Annotated in this window: 17 protein-coding genes and 1 tRNA gene; 9 read left to right on the forward strand and 9 right to left on the reverse strand. The window is 47.5% G+C overall.

Annotated elements, in window-relative coordinates:
• A partial coding sequence (locus AT710_05225) for an aminotransferase class I/II (GenBank protein KUO91916.1) occupies window positions 1-872 on the forward strand: 872 nt, incomplete at its 5' end.
• Here the strand turns inward: AT710_05225 and AT710_05230 are convergent.
• Complete coding sequence (locus AT710_05230) at window positions 859-2022, reverse strand: hypothetical protein (protein KUO91917.1); 1164 nt, start codon at window positions 2020-2022, stop codon at window positions 859-861. The two genes, AT710_05225 and AT710_05230, sit on opposite strands and share 14 nt — an antisense overlap.
• Window positions 2019-4268, reverse strand: a complete 2250-nt coding sequence (locus AT710_05235) for a hypothetical protein (protein KUO91918.1) — start codon at window positions 4266-4268, stop codon at window positions 2019-2021. Before AT710_05235 ends, AT710_05230 begins: the two co-directional genes overlap by 4 nt.
• A gap of 114 nt (window positions 4269-4382) precedes the next feature.
• On the opposite strand from AT710_05235, the gene AT710_05240 reads away from it, so the two are divergent.
• The 4 genes from AT710_05240 (at window position 4383) to AT710_05255 (ending at window position 7713) form a co-directional block, all read left to right on the forward strand.
• On the forward strand, window positions 4383-5072 hold the full coding sequence (locus AT710_05240; GenBank protein KUO91932.1) for an ABC transporter ATP-binding protein: 690 nt from the start codon (window positions 4383-4385) through the stop codon (window positions 5070-5072).
• 228 nt (window positions 5073-5300) lie between these two features.
• On the forward strand, window positions 5301-6524 hold the full coding sequence (locus tag AT710_05245; protein ID KUO91919.1) for a hypothetical protein: 1224 nt from the start codon (window positions 5301-5303) through the stop codon (window positions 6522-6524).
• Entirely contained in the window at window positions 6521-7543 is a 1023-nt protein-coding gene (locus tag AT710_05250) for a glyceraldehyde-3-phosphate dehydrogenase (GenBank protein ID KUO91920.1), read from the forward strand. Before AT710_05245 ends, AT710_05250 begins: the two co-directional genes overlap by 4 nt.
• Window positions 7544-7619: 76 nt before the next feature.
• Window positions 7620-7713 (forward strand) — tRNA-Met (locus AT710_05255).
• Window positions 7714-7907: 194 nt separating this feature from the next.
• Here the strand turns inward: AT710_05255 and AT710_05260 are convergent.
• Together AT710_05260 and AT710_05265 are read right to left on the reverse strand one after the other, a co-directional pair.
• The gene (locus tag AT710_05260) at window positions 7908-8768 is read right to left on the reverse strand and encodes a hypothetical protein (GenBank protein KUO91921.1); all 861 of its coding nucleotides are present in this window, start codon (window positions 8766-8768) and stop codon (window positions 7908-7910) included.
• A gap of 86 nt (window positions 8769-8854) precedes the next feature.
• Window positions 8855-9649, reverse strand: coding sequence for a recombinase RecA (locus tag AT710_05265; GenBank protein ID KUO91922.1), 795 nt, complete (start codon window positions 9647-9649; stop codon window positions 8855-8857).
• A gap of 209 nt (window positions 9650-9858) precedes the next feature.
• On the opposite strand from AT710_05265, the gene fusA reads away from it, so the two are divergent.
• Window positions 9859-12075, forward strand: coding sequence for an elongation factor EF-2 (fusA, locus tag AT710_05270; GenBank protein ID KUO91923.1), 2217 nt, complete (start codon window positions 9859-9861; stop codon window positions 12073-12075).
• A 62-nt stretch (window positions 12076-12137) separates the two neighbouring features.
• Here the strand turns inward: fusA and AT710_05275 are convergent, their stop codons facing one another.
• The 3 genes from AT710_05275 to AT710_05285 form a co-directional block, all read right to left on the reverse strand.
• A complete protein-coding gene (locus AT710_05275) occupies window positions 12138-12488 on the reverse strand; it encodes a hypothetical protein (protein ID KUO91924.1) in 351 nt (116 codons plus the stop codon).
• A 5-nt stretch (window positions 12489-12493) separates the two neighbouring features.
• Entirely contained in the window at window positions 12494-12703 is a 210-nt protein-coding gene (locus tag AT710_05280; GenBank protein KUO91925.1) for a hypothetical protein, read from the reverse strand.
• Between the two features lie 226 nt (window positions 12704-12929).
• Window positions 12930-14798, reverse strand: coding sequence for a DNA topoisomerase III (locus tag AT710_05285; GenBank protein ID KUO91926.1), 1869 nt, complete (start codon window positions 14796-14798; stop codon window positions 12930-12932).
• 348 nt (window positions 14799-15146) lie between these two features.
• Here AT710_05285 and AT710_05290 point away from each other — a divergent pair, with 348 nt between their 5' ends.
• Both AT710_05290 and AT710_05295 read left to right on the forward strand, forming a co-directional pair.
• The gene (locus AT710_05290; protein KUO91927.1) at window positions 15147-15557 is read left to right on the forward strand and encodes a hypothetical protein; all 411 of its coding nucleotides are present in this window, start codon (window positions 15147-15149) and stop codon (window positions 15555-15557) included.
• A gap of 32 nt (window positions 15558-15589) precedes the next feature.
• Complete coding sequence (locus AT710_05295) at window positions 15590-16219, forward strand: hypothetical protein (GenBank protein ID KUO91928.1); 630 nt, start codon at window positions 15590-15592, stop codon at window positions 16217-16219.
• Here AT710_05295 and AT710_05300 read toward each other — a convergent pair whose 3' ends face one another.
• Complete coding sequence (locus AT710_05300) at window positions 16220-18055, reverse strand: hypothetical protein (protein KUO91929.1); 1836 nt, start codon at window positions 18053-18055, stop codon at window positions 16220-16222.
• A 301-nt stretch (window positions 18056-18356) separates the two neighbouring features.
• On the opposite strand from AT710_05300, the gene AT710_05305 reads away from it, so the two are divergent.
• A complete protein-coding gene (locus AT710_05305; GenBank protein KUO91930.1) occupies window positions 18357-18755 on the forward strand; it encodes a hypothetical protein in 399 nt (132 codons plus the stop codon).
• Window positions 18756-18831: 76 nt separating this feature from the next.
• Here AT710_05305 and AT710_05310 read toward each other — a convergent pair whose 3' ends face one another.
• Window positions 18832-19134: a hypothetical protein gene (locus AT710_05310; protein KUO91931.1), complete on the reverse strand. Its 303-nt coding sequence runs from the start codon at window positions 19132-19134 to the stop codon at window positions 18832-18834.
• Window positions 19135-19328 lie beyond the last annotated feature (194 nt).

Genomic DNA, 19328 nt, shown 5'->3' on the forward strand with positions numbered 1-19328 from the left:
TAATAGGGCTAGCCATGACTCTAGTGGAGCCAGGCACTAATGTAGTAATGATTAACCCAACCTACCTACTCTATAAACCCACTTATGAGTTCTTCGGTGCGCGAGTTAATGAAGTGAAGGTAACTATAGAAAATGAGTTCAACCCCAGCCCAGAGGACTTAAAGCGCGCAGTTAATCATGAGACTCGAGCCATAATATTGGTGAGCCCCGATAACCCAACAGGCGCCGTTCTGCGGGAGGAGGTGATAAGGACTGCCGTTGACTTAGCGATCGATTATGACACGTTGCTCATATATGATGAGGCATATAAGCATCTATATTACGATGGCCAACACACATATGCCCTCAAGTACGATATGGAGCACGTCATAGCAATGGATACGTTCTCCAAGGATCCGGCAATGCCTGGCTGGAGGCTGGGCTACGTGTTGGCGCCCAAGGAATTCGCATCCACCTTCGCTAAGGTGAAGCAATACATAAACATCAATCCACCAACGCCGGCCCAGTACCTTGCCGCCCTCTACTTAAGAAAATATAAGGATCAGTACATAAGGGAGGTGCTGCCGATATATAGGGAGCGGCTAAACAGCGTCTATGAAGCCCTGAGAAGCTTCTTGCCTGATGCCTCCGTAATGAAGCCGAAGGCCGGCCTCTTCATTTTCCCCAACCTAGATGCTTACCTAAAGAGGCTTGGCCTCAACGACGAGTCCTTCGCCCAGAGATTACTTAAGGAGAAGCATGTTGGCGTTGTTCCAGGCTCCGCCTTCGGCGATGCTGGGAAGAATCATGTGAGGATAAACTTCGCCAAGGAGACCCCGGAGAGACTAGTGAATGGAGTTAAATTAATGGCTGAGCTCCTCACTCATACCTAAGCGTTTGAGCCGGCGGTATTCTAGCCGCCCTATATGCCGGGAGGAATGCCGCCAATATATTTATCGCAACCGGCAGAAGCACTATTATCGTTATCACTAAAGGCGATAATACCGGCGTTATACTGAATGCTCCACCCGGTATCGATAATGAAACCACCCTCATTAATCCCAGCAGGACCAGTAATCCTCCTGCCGCACCCATTAAGCTAAGCATGGTTATCTCCACCATCAGCATGAGGAATATCTCCTTATTTCCGAAACCCAGCGCCTTCATTACGCCGAACTCCCTAGTCCTCTGCATCACGCTAATCGTCATTGAGTCGAATATCCATAAACCCGTTATGAGGAAGCCTATGCTGGCCACGGCTCCCAAGAATAGCTCTAATTCGCCCGTGAATTGATTAAACGATGATGTTATCGATGATGGATTAATTATCGTTGCGGTGGGGTAAACTGCCTGAAGCTCATCCACCACTGCTTGAACATACTTAGGCGACAATGCGTACACTATGAACGCATTATATGTCTGCGCTGGATCAAAGTATTGGAAGAACGAGTTTTGATCCATGAATATGGATGTATCGGGATTAATGGCCCCTATGCTTGCGGACGGCACCAATATGCCCGTCACTATTACTGGAATAGTCTTTCCCCCGGCGCTAATGGTTAATAATTGCCCTGGACTCACCACTTGCGCCCCATTTTCAATCGCTATACCATTGCCTATTATGGCCGATCCAGCCACTAGGGTTGGCGCTCCATACTCTATTGCGCTGCTCAGCGATGTGGCCCCTATCAAGGCCGGTATGGTGTACTGCGTCGTCCCCACGATGGTTACTCGCACCCTTTGGCCCCCAATGTTCACAGCACCCGTCGTTGCAGCCAATGGAATTACATTGGCCACATAAGGCAAGTGCTCCACGGTGCTTAGGTCAGCCATGGTGAGCGTGGTGCCGGTTAAGTAANCCTCGGTTGCCCCAAATAATCTGGCAAAGCTTGTCTCGAATGTATGTTGAAAACCGAACCCTATGCCGAGGGCGGCGCCCAGTGCGCCAACCGCTATCACGATGCCTATTATGGCACCTATGCTTCTCCCCTTACTTGCCTTAAGCGATAACCATGCTAGGCTAATATAGTCCCCGCCCCTCACTTTCTCTTCACCGCCCTGCGGTTAACCATTATGAGGAGAACCATCACGGCTATTATTAATATGGCGATCCCAATTGCCGCTGCACCAAAACCGCCTCCTGCACCAAAACCGCCTCCAAAACCGAATCCGCGTGACTTGGTTGGGCTGCTGCCAATGATCGCGGTGTAATTAGTTACGTAAACCGTAATATACTTACTCACTTCATGTTGCTTCCCATAGCCATCCATGTACGTTATGGTTAGGTTAATGAAATATCGCCCGGGCTTATTGGCTTGGAACGTGAATGCGCCAGCGGTTGGCGTCTGGGGCGATAATTCGCCGTAGAACGTGGATTGCTGGCTTATTGGGGTCATGTCGGAGGAGACCGATGCATTGACGTTATATATCGCATTGAATCCCGTGTTTATAAATGTCAATGACAAGGTCAACGGCGATCCTGCGCCGGGAGGATTCGGCGATATTATAATGCTTGAAATCACTACTTGGGATGGGGAAACAACGCTGAACGCTAGGTTGCCCTGTATGGATCCAGGTCCAGCGCTCGTTTCATATGTTAGCGAGTAACTAATGCTTGCCGACTGGCTTGNGACCGGCACAAGCACCGGTATGCTGACATTAATCACTTGATTTGGCCCTATTGAGCCGACCTCATATGTGGTGGGCCCCATTATCGTTAATCCAACGTATTGATTAATTGAGAGGGCGACGTTCCTAATATGGAGATTGCTTGGATTATATATATTGATCACTATATGATTATCCCCATCGCCCAATGTTCCATTATTGGTCCAAATCACTAGTTGCGGGGGCTGCTTGACTAGGGGAGCCATGGATAATGATCCGGAGACAACGCTGCTGCCCACCACGTAACTATACTGGACGCTGAATTGAGTGGCGGCGCTGGGGATCAGGGATAAATTGATATATCGTACTTGCCCCGGCATCATTTTATTAATTGTGAGTATTGGCGGGTAGGTTGAATTAATAAGCGGCGTTGAGCTAATTACGGTTACTGTTACATTGTTTAGGATAAGAGATGAATTATCCGTTACGCTTAGCTTGAACGACGTTGGATTACCTGCATACACGGTGCTGGGGCTCAGGGATACGGAGAGCGCCGTGGGTTCCTGTATCACGGTAAATATAGTATTGCCGGTCCCCGTGACTTGCTGCCCAGCAGCATNTACGCCGCTATAGCTAATGCTTAACTCGGCGTCTTGAGAAAGGGGCATCAGCGATAGGTGGATTACNCTCTCATTTAGTTTCCCGATATTAATGATTAGGGGTAATGATGATCCGTTCACATACATGTTAAGCGGGTTAATCGTTAGTTGGAAGTCATTAAGGGGATGCCCAACAGCGGTCACTAGGAGAGTAACCGCGTTGCTTCTGCCTTGAATTATTTCAGTGCTATTGATGCTGAGGTTCACCAATGACTGTAGGCTCGGCGGGAGCGGGGTCACCGTTAGGTATTGCTGGTAAGATGTCGAGTAGGGTTGATTAAAGGCATTTATGCCGCTGGCGATTATTGTTATGGATGCTTGGCCGGTCGTTGGCTTCACCCATAGCAAGAACGATGCGGCTTTACCCGGCTCCAGTTCCTTATAGTATATGGAATCACTGAATGAGCCGTTAATGAAGGCGCCACTGGCTTGAGTCGTCACGAGCAGGTCATATATTGGCCCGCTTCCATTATTCTTGAGGGTAACTCGAATCGGCGTATTGGCTAGGAGCGGTAATTGGGTTGAGTTAATTGATGCGGAGAGCAGCGGTGATCCAATCGCGTACTCGGTTATGCTTATCGAGGCGGAGCCAGAGCCCTCTGCTTCATAATATGATTGAGATGATGCATTGTATTTATATAATCCGCTCCAGGAAATGAGAATTGAACCGCCGCAATTCATCGGTATGCTTGTGTTGACCTCGAAATCCAAGTCAATTGTTTGGCCCGGCGATATCCATCCTATATTTATTGGGTTTTGGGACACCACGGCCGCGCCGCCACATGCATTGAACGTTATGGCTACTCCGCCTAAATAGTAGGGGCCGGCATATGTTATTGGCACTTGAAACGTAACTACTCCGTTATTGCCGCTTGGCACCGTTATGGGTTCCACTTGCGAGACGCTGAAGATGAGGGATTGCTGGTTTTGTTGATTGATTACCACTGTGGCAACGTATGATGCGTGGATCACGACTGGAGTGAGGAGCATTGCCGCAATTAATGCGAGTAAGTACTTATTCATGTGACTTCGATGCGTGGACCATTTTATATACTTTTCGATATCGATATCAGTAAAAAATAACACAGATAAGTATTAAAACCGTTATCGAAGACGAGCCGCGTGTCCAATCCATTCATAGAGGCCAGGGACCTATGGAAGGTATATAATGCTAATGGAGTGGGGAGCATAGCATTAAGGGGAGCATCCATAAGCATAGAGAAGGGGGAGTTCCGCTGCATAATAGGGCCCAGCGGCAGCGGCAAAACGACACTGCTCAGCCTAATCGGTGGCCTAGAGAGACCCACGAGAGGGTACCTACGCGTTGGCAATTATATGCTGCACAACATGAAGGACCCCGAGCTAACGCGATACAGGAACTCCATGCTTGGATTCGTGTTTCAAATGTATTACTTAATCCCAAGAATGAGTATAATAGAGAACGTGGAACTACCCCTGGTTGCCAGGGGTGTTCCCAAGGCGGAGCGAAGAATTAAGGCAATGAAGGCGTTGGAAGCGGTTGGTCTAGGCGGCAAACTTAGGTTAAGGATAAATCAATTAAGCGGTGGCGAGCAGCAGAGGATCGCGATAGCTAGAGCCATAGTTCATGAGCCTGAACTGCTTCTAGCCGATGAACCCACCGGCAATTTAGATACAGAGAACACAATTAATGTCATGAATATACTTGCCGAGCTGAATAGGCGTGGAATGACGATCATAATGGTGACTCACAACATGGAGCTAACAAAATACTGCACAGCGACATCGCGGATACGGGACGGTAAAGTAGTCGAAACAATCACGGCAGCTAATTCTCCACGGTCCTAAGAACGATTTTTACAGAACAGACGAAAAGCCTCGCCCCTTTAGGGCGGGGAGGAGGTCAGAGTTTCTGAGATTAATGCGATGATGCTTCACTTAGTTGGGAAGCGGTTGATGGTTTTTATTATTGGGTTTACTCAGTATACTTGAGTATAATTAGGTTAATTGATTTATATCGATTACTTGAGTTTAATGAGTGAAAATATTTAAATATAGTACACCAGATCTAAGCATATGCAAGAGGTCTCTCCTTTCCATCCATTCAGGGACTGCGTCGTGCCCGGACGTAAGGTTCTTGTCAGGATAGACATAAACGTTCCCATTAATTTAAAGGAAGGAGNCATACTGGATGATTACAGGATAGAGGCCCACTCAGCCACAATAAGCAAGCTGGCCAAGTCAGGATCAGCCGTAGTGGTGCTGGCGCATCAGGGCAGGCCTGGAGACGATGAATTCACATCACTTGGACTGCATTGGAGGTACTTGGAGAAGTACAGCGGCATGCATATTAATTTCATAGAGGACGTAATGGGTCCCGCAGCGCAAAGCGCAATAAGGAATCTAGAACCCGGCGAGGTGCTTCTATTGGATAATGTTAGAATGGTTAGCGAGGAAGTAATAGAGAGATCACCACAGCAACAAGCAAATACGTTCCTCGTCAGGAGATTATCGCCTCTCTTTGATGGCTTCATAATGGACGCATTCGCGACTGCCCATAGGTCGCAGCCCAGCATAGTTGGATTTCCCCTCGCTCTTCCCAGCTGTGCAGGCATGGTTTTCGAGAGCGAGTTAAACGCCATGAATACATTCTCATCATCGCGCAGCGGGTCAGTCGTATTGGCTGGAGGCGCAAAGGTACCGGATACAATTAAGGCAATCAGCAAATTATTAAGCAATGGCACCGTAGGCAAGGTCCTTGTCGGTGGATTAGTCGGCGTCATATTCGTGGCGGCAAGGCATGGAGCCAGCGGCTGGGTGAAGAAGTATATAGAGGAGAGTGGATTCAGTGGATTAGTTAACGATGCTCGCCTACTGCTGGATAAATACGGTTCATCCATATCGATTCCCATTGATGCGGGTATAGATATGAATGGGGATAGGATGGATGTCGACATAAAGTCGGTGAGCGGACCCATAATGGACATAGGGCCCGCCACGATCGATGCTTACTCCACCGAGATAAGGGGAGCAGAGGTAAGCGTGTTAACGGGCCCCATGGGCGTAACAGAGAAGCAATTATTCGCCAAGGGGACGGAGGCCATCCTTAGATCAATGGTGAACGGCACGAAGTTCACGATAATTGGGGGCGGGCACACAATAATGTCGGCCCGTAAATTGGGTTACATAGATAAGATAAGCCACGTATCGACTGGGGGCCGCGCATTCCTCCAGTTCCTAGTGGGGGAGGAATTGCCCGCGCTCCAGGCATTAATTGAATCAAAGAGGAGATTCCCATGATGAAGATAGGAGTAATTGGGTACGGAACAATTGGTAAACGCGTCGCCGCCGCATTATTGAAAATGAGCGATATGGAATTAGTTGGGGTAGCCAAGACAACGCCCGACTATGAGGCATTACTGGCGGCTCGGCGCGGACTCGCCGTTTACAGTGTTCCCGGNAAGGAGGCGGTGTTCAGGGACGCCGGCATACCGATTAAGGGAAGCATGATTGATTTAGTTAGGGAATCCAATATAATCATTGATGCCACGCCCGATGGCGTGGGGGAGGAGAACAAGGCGAAGTATTATATGGATAAGAGGGCGATATNTCAGGGCGGCGAGGAGGCAAGCGTGGCTGAGGNCAGTTTCAATGCGTTGGCCAATTACGAGAATGCCATTGGTAAGAAATACATTAGGGTAGTTAGTTGCAATACCACTGCCTTATCCAGGCTATTAGCGGCATTATCCTTAACTGGGCACAATATACGTAAGGTACGGGCATTCCTAGTGAGGAGGGGGGCTGATCCCAGGGAACTTAAGAAGGGTNCAATAAATGACGTAGTGCCTAACCCGGTTACTATACCGAGCCATCATGGTCCGGACGTGAAGACAGTTATACCAGTTAATATAACCACGGTCGCGGTCGCCGTTCCCGTGACCATAATGCATCTCCACATGGTTAACGTGGAGNTCGATGAGCCTCCCCGCAAGGATGACGTGATTAACTCATTGATGAGCACCCCCAGGATATCCGTCCTCTACGCCAAGATGGGGTTCCAGAGCCTGGCCCAAGTAATCGAGTACGCGAGGGACTTGGGCAGGGAGCGGGGGGACTTCATGGAGAACGCCGTGTTCGGGGACTCCATATCAATAGAGGGGAATGAGGTTTACCTAATGCAGGGCGTCCACCAGGAATCAATAGTTGTTCCGGAGAACATAGATGCGGTGAGGGCAATGATGGGCGTGTCCAAGTGGGAATCGATAATGGCCACCGATAAAGCCCTTGGATTATACTCAAGCGATAAGAAATACGGCTAACCCCCTCTCCACCTAACTTGGCTAAGTTCATACATAAAGAAAAAAATTAAAACCCACCTTGTCCCTGAATCCAGAGGCGGAGGTAGCTCAGCCTGGTGGAGCGATCGGCTCATAACCGATGCGCGTAATGCGCGCGGGAAAAGCCCCGGGTTCAAATCCCGGCCTCCGCATCACTATCCATATTATTTTATTATCATTAGATGCGCCTCAAGCAGATGAGCGTCACTCCTTTAAAAGCCGCTTCCCTGCATCTCTGTTAGTGATGATGGGTATCAAACCTGATAATGATGATCTCACGACGATCTGATTAATATTGATAGGAATATACAAATCTCGCCCCTCAAGGCGGGAAGGAGGTCAGCAATTACGTATCATCCATGTCTGCCGTTATTCGTATTTTTTCCTGTTGATCTGTTGCTTGCTCGTATATTATATATACCCTGAAGCCATTTATGTCGCTCGGCTCCCCTATCACTATGTTTCCATTCTGTTTATAGATGCAAATGGCTTTAATGGTGTTCCTCGGCTGCACGGCAGTATTGGTGCCGATTAATTTTATGTTTAGGTTTCCCCGCTTAATGATTATTTTGTCTTCCTTGTTCATGAATAACATGTTTATGCCCAGCGTTATTGGGTTAATCGTTGATACGCTGAATAGATGCATCTTAGCCTTAGCTAATGATATATATGGCTCGATCAAATCATTATCAAGAGTTAAATCGGCAACTATTGAGATGGCTCCATTAGCGTTATACACTCCATCTATTAATTTATTGAATTTCTCCAGCGAGTAATTAGTTAAGGTATCCAATGCGCACGTGCACTTAGTGTATTCAAGTAATTCCCTAGGAACGCTTGGGGTATGGAGAACCACGGTGGATCCCCTGATTACCCTATACATCTTGAAGGTCATGTTGGAGAACGTGCCTATGCCTACATCAATGATATAGACGCCCCGCTTTATTGGTGCCTCGGGCAATACATCAATCAGGTTCTTGAATATTAACCTATACTTATGGTGCCTCCCCTCATCTAGATCCAGCACGGCCTCAACNAGGGACTTGGCCCTAAGCTCCATTATCGCATTCCTCACGGATCGCTGGCTTAGACCCGTGTTCCCCACTATGTCCTTGAATGTGACGTATTGCTTCCCATTTATTAAGTGCTCATACTCTAAGTAACTCAATACTATTCTGCCGGATGGGGAGAGCTCCACTTGCTTCACCCCTCATTTCGGTTTATAACCATTTGTGGAATTAATGCGTGGAGGGTATAAACATTTCTATTTAATTCGCGCAGAGCTGTTGGCTACTATATGGTTAGGTATGATGAGAGATAGGGCAGGTATATGTTGTTTAACTTCTCCTTAACCACAACGCCGATCTTTGGCTGTATATCCACTTCATAAATCGTCGGTTGAACTCCTTGCCACCTCATTTTCCTAATGAATAGGTACCTCTTTATGGATCCATCATTTGCCTTAGTTATTCCAAGAACCAGTACCCCAGCCGCCAGGAATTCCTCCACTCCATACCTGGATATGCTTGGGGAGCCCGTGGGGACCTCCGTGGTTATTATAGTGGTTGCCCCAACATCCCTCTCTATGCCCATGACTAAAGTCCTTATGTACTCCCTAAGCACTTGAACATCCTTCTCTAGGGTGACGAGAGGCGCTATGGGATCTATCACTATTCGCTGAGCCTCAACGGAGTTAGCGTAGTCAGTTATCGCTTGAACCATTGACTTAGCGACGGTAACGGGNTCCTTTTGCCGAATAGTCTCGATTAAATCCATTTCGGGCACTAATATTTGGAAGTATCCCTGCTGCATTAATGGCTCCAAGTCCCAGCCAAACCTCTTCGTGCCATTTATGAATTGTTCATAGGTTTCATCGACTGATACATATATGGCTGGCTCTCCATACTTCATTATGCCGTTAATAATGAATGATAACGCGGTAAGCGTCTTGCCTACCCCGGTCTCCCCCGTCACCAAGTATGTTCTTCCACGTATGAAGCCGCCGTTTAGCGCCTCATCAAGGCCCGGAATGCCTGTTGGCGTTAAATCGTAATAGAGATTACCGCCTTGCTGTGGTCCATACGACATTAACTCTCATGAAGTCAACTCTAGATGCATTTAAGAACCTATCGCCCTAGTTGCTTTATTTCGGTCCTTAAAGGTTGATAAGAAGAACGGCAGGTCTCGCCCCTTTAGGGCCGGGGAGGAGGTCAGTAAAACACCCATTGTTGGGGGTAGATGGGTTATTAACCTAAAATTATTTAAAGTGGATATTAGTTGGATTTCAGGATTTACAAATGTCAGTTCATGTAATAGAAAAGAAAATGGAAGATGTAATGGAGATAATGCGCCACCCCGATCAAGTTAGGAACGTGGGAACATTAGCGCATGTAGATCACGGCAAGACCACTACCTCCGACTCATTGCTAATGGGCGCCGGTCTCCTGAGCCCAAAGGTGGCCGGCAAGGCCCTTGCCCTTGACTATGTGGAAATAGAGCAACTGCGTCAACTTACCATTAAGTCGGCGAACATAAGTCTCTACTTCGAGTACGGCGGCAAGCCTTACTTAATCAATTTCATAGACACGCCGGGCCACGTGGATTTCACGGGCCACGTGACGAGGTCGCTTAGGGTCATGGNTGGTGCCCTGGTAGTGGTTGNCTCCGTCGAGGGAGTCATGACTCAGACGGAGACCGTGGTGAGGCAGGCAATGGAGGAATTAGTGAGACCAGTGCTTTTCATTAATAAGATCGATAGGTTAATCAAGGAATTAAGGCTCTCGCCTAATGAAATAATGCAGAGAATAGTGTCGATAGTTAAGGACTTTAATGGATTGATAGACATGTATGCTCCCCCTGAGTTTAAGGATAAGTGGAAGATAAGCGTTGATAAGGGCCAAGTCGCCCTCGGCTCTGCGCTCGCTAAGTGGGGAATAACTATACCCATGGCTGCTAAGGCTGGAATAAAGTTCAGCAACATAATAGATGCATATGAGAAGGACACGGTCAGCGAATTATCGCAGGAATTCCCACTGCATGTTACTTTNCTCACAATGCTCATAGAGCACACGCCGCCGCCCAACGTTGCGCAGAGGTATAGGATACCCAAGATATGGAAGGGCGACTTGAACTCCGAGCTAGGTAAGGCTCTGCTGGAGGCGGATCCAAATGGGCCCACCGTTATAGCTGTCAGCAAGGTCAATAAGGATCCACATGCTGGTCTAATAGCCACTGGAAGAGTATTTAGCGGCACTATTCATGAGGGGGATGAGTTATTTGTTCTGGGNACTAAGGTTCAGAAGAGGATACTTCAGACCTACCTATACATGGGTCCAAACAGGGTAATAGTGCCATCCGTCACAGCCGGCAACATAGTTGCATTACTGGGCGTAGATGAGGCCAGGGCCGGCGATACAATAGTTGCTCCCCAAATAAAGGATATTCCACCATTCGAGAAGCTCAGATACATAAGCGAGCCCGTCGTCACTGTGGCCATTGAGCCCAAGAACCCCAATTACTTAGCCAAGATAGTGGAGGCACTGCGCGACCTAGTCATAGAGGACCCAACNCTGAGCCTGAAGATAGATGAAGAGACCGGCCAAGTACTTCTAAGCGGCGTTGGAACGCTTCACTTGGAGATCGCGACCTGGATGCTTAAGGAGAGAACTAAGCTTGATTTCGTCGTATCGCAGCCACTGGTTAGGTTCAGGGAAACCGTGAGGGTGAAGTCCCAAGTATTCGAGGGTAAGTCACCCAATAAGCATAACAAGTTATACATAAGCGTGGAACCGCTTGATGAGACCACCATAACCATGGTTCAGATGGGCGACATAACTGAGGACATGGATTCAAAGGAGCGGGCCAGAATACTTCGGGATAAGGCTGGTTGGGACGCCGATGAGGCGAGGGGCATTTGGGCAATAGATGAGACCTACGTCAATATACTCATTGATAAGACATCTGGAATACAGCACTTGAGGGAGATAAAGGATTACATAGTGCAAGGATTCAGGTGGTCAATCGGCGCAGGGCCATTGGCACAGGAACCAGTGAGGGGGGTTAAGGTTATTCTGCATGATGCCACCATTCACGAGGACCCAGCCCACAGGGGCCCAGCCCAAATAATGCCTGCAGCCAAGAATGCCATGTTTGCCGCAATGATATCAGCCAAGCCCACCTTATTGGAGCCGCTTCTCCTCCTTGAGGCTAAAACCACCAGCGAAAACATTGGGCCAGTGACAAGCGTCATAACGAGGCACAGGGGCAGGATAATCGATGTTGCCCAGAGCGAGTACATGGTGACCGTTAAGGGCGAGATACCGGTCATAGAGTCCTTCAACTTAAGCGATGAGTTAAGGAGCGCCGCGTCGGGGAGAGTGTTTTGGAGCCTTCAATTCAGTAGGTGGGCACCAGTGCCTGAAAGCATACTCACGGATCTAGTGATGAAGGTGAGGGAGAGAAAGGGTCTCCCCAAGGAAATGCCCAAGGTAGAGGACTACATAAATGCCCTCTAGGGAACCCAAATAAAATAGGCCAAGACATGAATCCACTTTGCGTGCCGCTTATTATTTTCCAATCATCTACAATGCACTTTATCCCGTAATTCGCGTATAGCCGTGATTATATCATATTGGGATAACTCATTGCCTATATTGGTTTCTCCACCGATTAATCGAAGCAAGTCATCCGTTAATGAATCGCCTCCTGGGGGAGGCGTGTTGCCCATGATGGACTTAGTCACGATGTATGCCGCAAGGTATGCAGTGAATAGGTTTGAGTTAAGGCTTAGGTCGCCCATGTCTATTAATAGGTCCTGCAACTCGTCAAATAACTTATCTAGTAGTTCACCTAATTTATCGGCATTACCGCAATTCGCATTCAGATAATCCGCCACATCGTTAATTACCTTGCCTGGATCATCAATCATGGAACTTAATCCCCTCCATTCAGCGATGCCCAGGGCCGTGGAAAACTCATCAATATGGGTTCAGCATCAGGGAAAAACAACACCAGACTCGTAGCTGCTAAGGCATTAATAATGCACTTCAATGCATCTATCGCATTATTATTGCAATGATTAGGCTCATCATAAAAACTATTTGAAGCCATTCGCCGATAATTGAATTGGCTAGAGGGCCGCATCTTCTTCATGTGTTGAGAATTAATTTAAGCATTGCTCCCCCACTTAGTGAAGCATAGCGCTGGTTCCCCCTTTCGAGGGCTAGGTTTATAGTTATTTTTTATTAAGTTTATGAAAACGCCATAAGTGACATGGCTCATCATTGGCCGCCGATCATTATTTGGATGGGAAATTATGAAGAAACTATAGGCCTCGCCTTTTAGGATTGAGGCAATGGATAAGTTCGTGTCAGTATTTCGTGGTTTTTCTTCCCCTTTCATTGGCTCCATTTTCACGCGATTTGCCTCTAAGTATGGTCGCTAATTTGCTTCCTATATCCATGTACCGCGGCTGTATCTTTTCATAGATGCCGCTTGCTTCCTTGGTTATTTCCTCATCAATTACAGTGGGCTCCGTTTTTCCCTCGCCTATTGTCGCTAACTTGCTCTCCATTTTTGATCTAAACAATGGATCAACTAACTCATTTGCGTTTTCATCTAGTATCGAGACCACGGCTTTACCGAGTTGGGTTGGTACGCACTGCTTCTTGATTATAGTGAAGTACTTCCTCTCTATATTGGTGTGTATGTGGTCCTGCATCGTTGCATCGGTTCCTATTCCATATTGCTTCATCAATCTCAATAGCTCGGCTTCAGACAAGTAAGGAGGCGGCTGGGTCTTTTTCTTAATCACCTCCGCGCCTAGTACCCTTAATTTGCTTCCAGCCTTAACTTTGGATATGGGTAATGGGTTCTCCCTAGGCGTCTCGAATGGGTATATTTCCAAGTATCCCTTGCTCAATATGACTAAGCCCGTTGCCTTGAATTCCGCATCATCAAGCTTAGCAATTATTCGCTGCCTCTCAATTATTGCAGGCTTACTTAGCGTAGCCAGGAAGTGCCGCGCAATCAAGTCATAAATCCTCCAGTGAGACTCCTTTCCAAACACCCTAGTTACATCCCAAGCATTTGCTCCCCTAGTGGGGTGAATAGGTGGATGAGCATTATCGGTGGAGCCGCCGGAGGTGGGAGTAAACTCGCCTGCCAGGAGGGAATTAGCGTAGGCCTCATAATCCTTGACCCTAGTTAATTCCTTCACTATCTTGCTTAGATTGAGCGTTCTTGGGTATATGTTTGTCTCCGTTCTAGGGTAAGAAATAAAGCCATACCTATATAGATCCTCGGCAATATCGAGAGCATTTTTAGCCCTTATATTTAGGAACCTACTGGCGCGCCTCTCCAACTCAATGGTTTCAAGAGGCTTAGGCGGGGAGACCCTCGTCTTTTCCCCAATCGACTCAACCACGTGAAGGAACCCAGCCCTAATCACTGCATCCCTTATCTGAGTAGCCTTATCTAAATCATCTATCCTATCAGTGGATAACTTGAGTTCCTCTCCATCTACATCAACCGTGGCCTCAACGATATAGTAAGGAGTGGGCTTGAAGTTCTCCCGCTCCAGGGCCCTCTTAACCACTAGCCCGAGGACGGGGGTCTGGCATGGCCCATAACTCAACACTCGCTTGCCCTGTAATTCTGCCCCACCATCCTTAGCGCTGAGGGTCAAGAACCTGGTGAATGCGGCGCCCAGCTTTAGGTCAAGCTTCATTCTGGTGAATACCTTCTTAGCGTAATTCGGGTTAGGGCTTACTAAGTTATTAAATGCATTAATTATGTCGCTCTTCGTGACTGCAGAGAATAATGCCCTACTGAAGCGCGCAGCTGGATTAGCATTGTTGATGATCATCATTGCCTCAAATGCGATGGCCTCGCCCTCCACATCCGAATCAAGGGCTAGTATGACATTGCTGAGCCTCCGGGAGAGGTAAGCTATTGCCTTAGCATACTTAACCGAGTCGGGCTTAATGATCAGCATCGGTTCCTCCCTGAATAATTCGCTTATTTTGCTGCTCACCCAAATATTGTATTTCTTATCGAAATCGAACTCCATTAAGTGCCCCCGTAGACCCACGGAAACCCAAGTGACTCCTTCCCTCGTGAACCAGTAAGTCGGCACTCCATAAGTGCTCTTAGTAGCTACCTTGGACTCAGCTAAGTAGTACGCTATGGATTTGGCGACGCTGTTTTTCTCAGCTATTACCAAGTAGCCGCTATTCATTTATGTTTACCGTTTGGAAACATTTAATAAGGGTTTCACGCATAAAAGGCAATATAAAGTGATAAGATGTCGAGCCAACCAGAAAGAAAACCGGAGGACAAGCCGCAGCAACCGCCTAGGCAGTATCCGCCTCCGCCTCCTATTGCTCCTCCGCCTAGACAATACCCACCGCCGTTGCCTCCTCAGCAGGCTCCTAGGCCTTATGCTCCTCCGTTGCCTCCTCAGCAGGCTCCGCCTCCTCCGCCGCCTCCCTCCACGGGTCAGCAGTTACCTTCAGTGCTTCAGAAGGATGGTTCCCTACTCAAAATAAACCGCTTCTCCCTATATATTGGGATACCGCTGCTTCTTATGGCCATAGTCATTTCCGTGTTCATAATAGCGGCCTCGGGCTCCGCCTTAGTGACCCGTTACTTTGAGGTCTTCTCATCAATCATAAACATAATAATAGCATCAGCAATAATAGTTCTCTTCATTATTAACCTCCTAATAGTGAAGAGACTGGATGACTCATTCAATCAATTAGGAAAGGCGATAAGTATGACGAGGAAACAAACCGCGCCGCCGCAGAGGCCATCCATGCCGCCTCCTATTGCTCCTCCGCCTAGACAATACCCACCGCCATTGCCTCCTCAGCAGGCTCCTAGGCCTTATGCTCCTCCGTTGCCTCCTCAGCAGGCTCCGCCTCCTCCGCCGCCTCCTCAGCAGCAACAACCCCAGGATGAGTATCCAGAGGAAAGTTCCCAGGATGAGGATCAGTAATTAATTTAAATCCATAACTTGAATCTAGATCCATGAGGATATTCATAATTGTGACATTGCTTGCTCTAGTTGTTGCTTCAGTGGGAACTGCGCAGTATGTATATATTAATCAGTATGGCGTGCCCCAGGTAATTGAGTACATTAATCTAACTAATGCAACCATAGTTGCGATAAATCCGCCGATTAAGCCCATTAATGGAACCATTATGGTAACGAATGGAACAGAGTATGTGCCCTTCGTGGCTCTGGGCAATGGTTCTATAGCGATATTTGCCGTCGGCAATGGGTTGCTTAACGTGACTTACTCAGCTAACTTTACTGTTGCCCAGAACTCCACGTTCATGACGTGTTATGATTATGATGCACCCCTTAACGTGACTTACTCGATCAATGCATTGCCGGTGATGTTTCCAAGCCCAATTAATTACAGCATCAAGAGCAATGTGATAAGCATGACCTTGCCGCCGGGCAATCATTGTGTGCAGTACGTTGTCATACCTACCTCTGAGCCTGGGGAAACAATTACCTCCAGCGAATCATTGACAACATCATCAATGCCCCAATCATCAATAACATCAATCCATCAATTTACATTTATGATTCTGGCAATAATAGTAGTCATTGTGATCGGGGTAATTATTTTGCTGCGGCGATCAAGGTAATTAATTCTTTCTCTTCTCTAGTGCGATCTTCTCGGCCCTAGACCTAAGAGGCTCCATCCACTCAATGCCTAATTCAATTAATAATTTCTTCGTTGGTATTCCCAATTCCTCATCCCACTTTCTAAGCCTATAGTATTGCCTCAATGCATCCTTCACCTCATGTAGGGTGTACTTGGGTCCATTTGGGTCATTCAGCATTTTCCATGGAATCTGCTCCCACTCATTTACATACCCCTCGAGCACGTGATATATTCTAGCTATTGCCTCAATTCTCTCACTAACCCTCCTGAGATCCTCCTCCCTAGTTTCCCTACCGGTTGCCCATGTATATAGCTTAGCCATATCGCTCCAAGTATATGGATTAAAGATGCATAATCCTAAGGAATCCATGGCTGCCTTATGATCCCTATCCTCAATCATTGATTCAACAGTGTCTTTAAGAGGTGTTTCCGGATCATGTATCTTAGGCCATCCCCGCAGATGTGATCCGCCTACGTCGGCCGTTAAGTAACTTATAACTAGTCCCCTTAATGGCCCATTCGGGTACCAAGCAGGCAACGCTAAGCCCTTGAAGTGAACCGCATACTCCAGGCCTTTCCCAAGCATCTTAGCCGCCTTCTCGCTTCCCTCTGCAAGTACCTTGCCGAATCCCTCCCTGTAGGCTATATCATGTATCAATGTAAGCAGTGCCTCCCCGTTCCCAAACCTGAGATCCAAGCCTGTCTCTTCCTTGCTTAGCAGTCCCTTCTCATAAAGCTCCATGGACCACGCTATGGCGTTTCCAGCCCCTATCGAATCTATTCCTAGATCATTAGCGAGCCGCTGCGCCTTTAGAACTATGGCTGGATCAAACACGCCTGTGGCTGCTCCAAGGAGACCAATGTTCTCATACTCCGGCTTAACCACGTCATCCGCTCCAGGTATTGGTATCCACCTACTGCATTTAATGGGGCATAATGCGCCTATTATCTTTATTGGTTTCCCTGGAAAATTGATTTCCCGCTCCTTAAATGTGACTCCACTGATCTTCTTGGCCTCTTCCTCCTCCAGCAATGGCTTAGAGTAGTTAAAGGCCGGGGAGACTCCAAGCGATCCGCTATACATTAATGAATTAGTGGTTCCGAATTCCCTCGTTTCCATCGTTTCCGTTGCGCTTTGAAACTTCTTATATACGTCAAGGGAATACTTGATGAATTCATCCTTATTCGCTATACCTATATTGGGTGTTCCATATGCCGCCACAGCCTTGAGCTTCTTGGAGCCAAAAACAGCTCCTAATCCTCCTCTTCCACCGGCGCGTTCACCATCAACGATTATATTGGCTATTCTAGCCATATTCTCGCCCCCTGGCCCTATAGCCATCACTGATGCTGCGGGTATCGTTGATGCCCTTACTCTTCGAACGGTATCCCTAGTCGAGAGTCCCCACAATTCATTTCCCCTCCTCAGCTCCACCTTACCGTCATGCACCCAGAGATAAGTGGGGTCCTTCGCCTCGCCCTCTATTATTAATGCATCAAAGCCAGCGCCGCGAAGCATGTAAGAGAACCACTCCCCAACACTTGTATCATGAATCACGTTGCTAAGCGGGCTTTTTGCTCCAACTATTGTCTTAGCACTGGCAGGCGCTAACCCAGCCAATGCTCCTGCAGCTATCACTATCTTGTTTCCAGGAGATAAGGCATCTATTCCGGGCTCCAATTCCTTGCCCAATATGCCATATACGAATCCCTTTCCGCCAATAAAAGCCTTAACCAACCACTCAGGCGTATCCTCCACGATTATACTGCCATTACTTAAATTAATCCTAGCGATCCTAGTGTATCCAGTTGCCATTAGTTTAACTTATTAATCTTCAAATAAATAGGTTTCGGCTTGATTCATTAAGGCCATCCATCCCTTCTCACGCATGAGGAATCCAAGAAAAGAACTCTGACCCCCCGGGGCCCCGAAGTTTGCCGTTTATTTTATCACTCCATGAAGGATTCACTTATCATGCTCGGTTCTATACACTCCATTATAATGAGTAATTCTTCGCCTCGACTTCATTGATATTGAACGTCTTGTCCTTTAGGTCGGGGGAGGGGGTCAAGCAAAAACTTTATTTAATAGTCTGGAATCACCGCAATGGAGGTAAATGGAAACGATTCACGGGGTCGCCATATTCCAGGTGGATAAGGATGCTGGCGTGACTGAATTAATACTTGGACACGCCGGCCTAAGTCCAGTAACATTAACCGGTGATTATTATGAGTACCTCGACATAGTTGAGAGCGAGTTCGCCTCATACCTTAACACAGATAACCTAGAGAAGACGGATAAGGCATTCGAGTTATCCTCAATCACATCGAGCCACGGCGGCATAATACTGGTTCGCATGTATTCCAAGGACTACATTGTTAAGAAAATGTTAATCATATCGCTGAGGCGGGGAATAATTGCCAGAATATCCAAGAGACTTATCAATAATGGGATGACCAGATTAATGTTGTTCGAGGCCTATAGGGTGCCTAATAAGATGAGGCACCTGCGATAAAAGAGGAGCACCTTATAAACGAACGACAAGCTCTAGGGGCGGGATGGGCAAATCCTAGTGAACTAGGCTATATCCCTCAAGTCCAGGGAGAATCAGCGTATCTGTAATGGTATGGCAAACATGACTGACCTCTTCCCCGCCTTGAGGGCGAGGGTTCCCCGAGGTCTAGAGGGTTACGCCCCATTAAGGGCGCTACTCGATTATGATCCACAATAAACGACAAAGGCTTCTTTATTGCTGAGATCACTATGCCGGTGGCCTTCTTCAAGATATTCAATGCACCGTTTAGATCCGAATGAAGCTTATGCCCCTTAGGGCAATTAACTACTCCCCTCGGCCCCCGCCCCCCATTCTTTGAAAATTGACCGGAAGAGGGCATCCTAAAGAGGAATAGTAAGAGATTTTTAAACCTTGCCCTGCCATTTGGCGAGGTTTGCCGTTCGATTTATCATTATTAAATGGATTCACTAAATGCGGCTGGGGTTTACTTGGTGTGTTTGATGAATAATGGGTGTTTTTAGGTAGTTAGGCATTTATTCCGTGCCTCATTTATTTTGGAGATAATGCTGGCCT

It is taken from the genome of Thermocladium sp. ECH_B (genome assembly GCA_001516585.1).
In the GTDB taxonomy this organism is placed as follows: Archaea; Thermoproteota; Thermoprotei; order Thermoproteales; family Thermocladiaceae; genus Thermocladium.

Coding starts and splice junctions, on each gene's coding strand:
- AT710_05275 (KUO91924.1), bottom strand. CDS start 12,488: ATGATTGATGATCCAGGCAAGGTAATTAACGATGTGGCGGATTATCTG.
- AT710_05280 (KUO91925.1), bottom strand. CDS start 12,703: ATGCGGCCCTCTAGCCAATTCAATTATCGGCGAATGGCTTCAAATAGT.
- AT710_05285 (KUO91926.1), bottom strand. CDS start 14,798: ATGAATAGCGGCTACTTGGTAATAGCTGAGAAAAACAGCGTCGCCAAA.
- AT710_05290 (KUO91927.1), top strand. CDS start 15,147: ATGGCCATAGTCATTTCCGTGTTCATAATAGCGGCCTCGGGCTCCGCC.
- AT710_05295 (KUO91928.1), top strand. CDS start 15,590: ATGAGGATATTCATAATTGTGACATTGCTTGCTCTAGTTGTTGCTTCA.
- AT710_05300 (KUO91929.1), bottom strand. CDS start 18,055: ATGGCAACTGGATACACTAGGATCGCTAGGATTAATTTAAGTAATGGC.
- AT710_05305 (KUO91930.1), top strand. CDS start 18,357: ATGGAAACGATTCACGGGGTCGCCATATTCCAGGTGGATAAGGATGCT.
- AT710_05310 (KUO91931.1), bottom strand. CDS start 19,134: ATGCCCTCTTCCGGTCAATTTTCAAAGAATGGGGGGCGGGGGCCGAGG.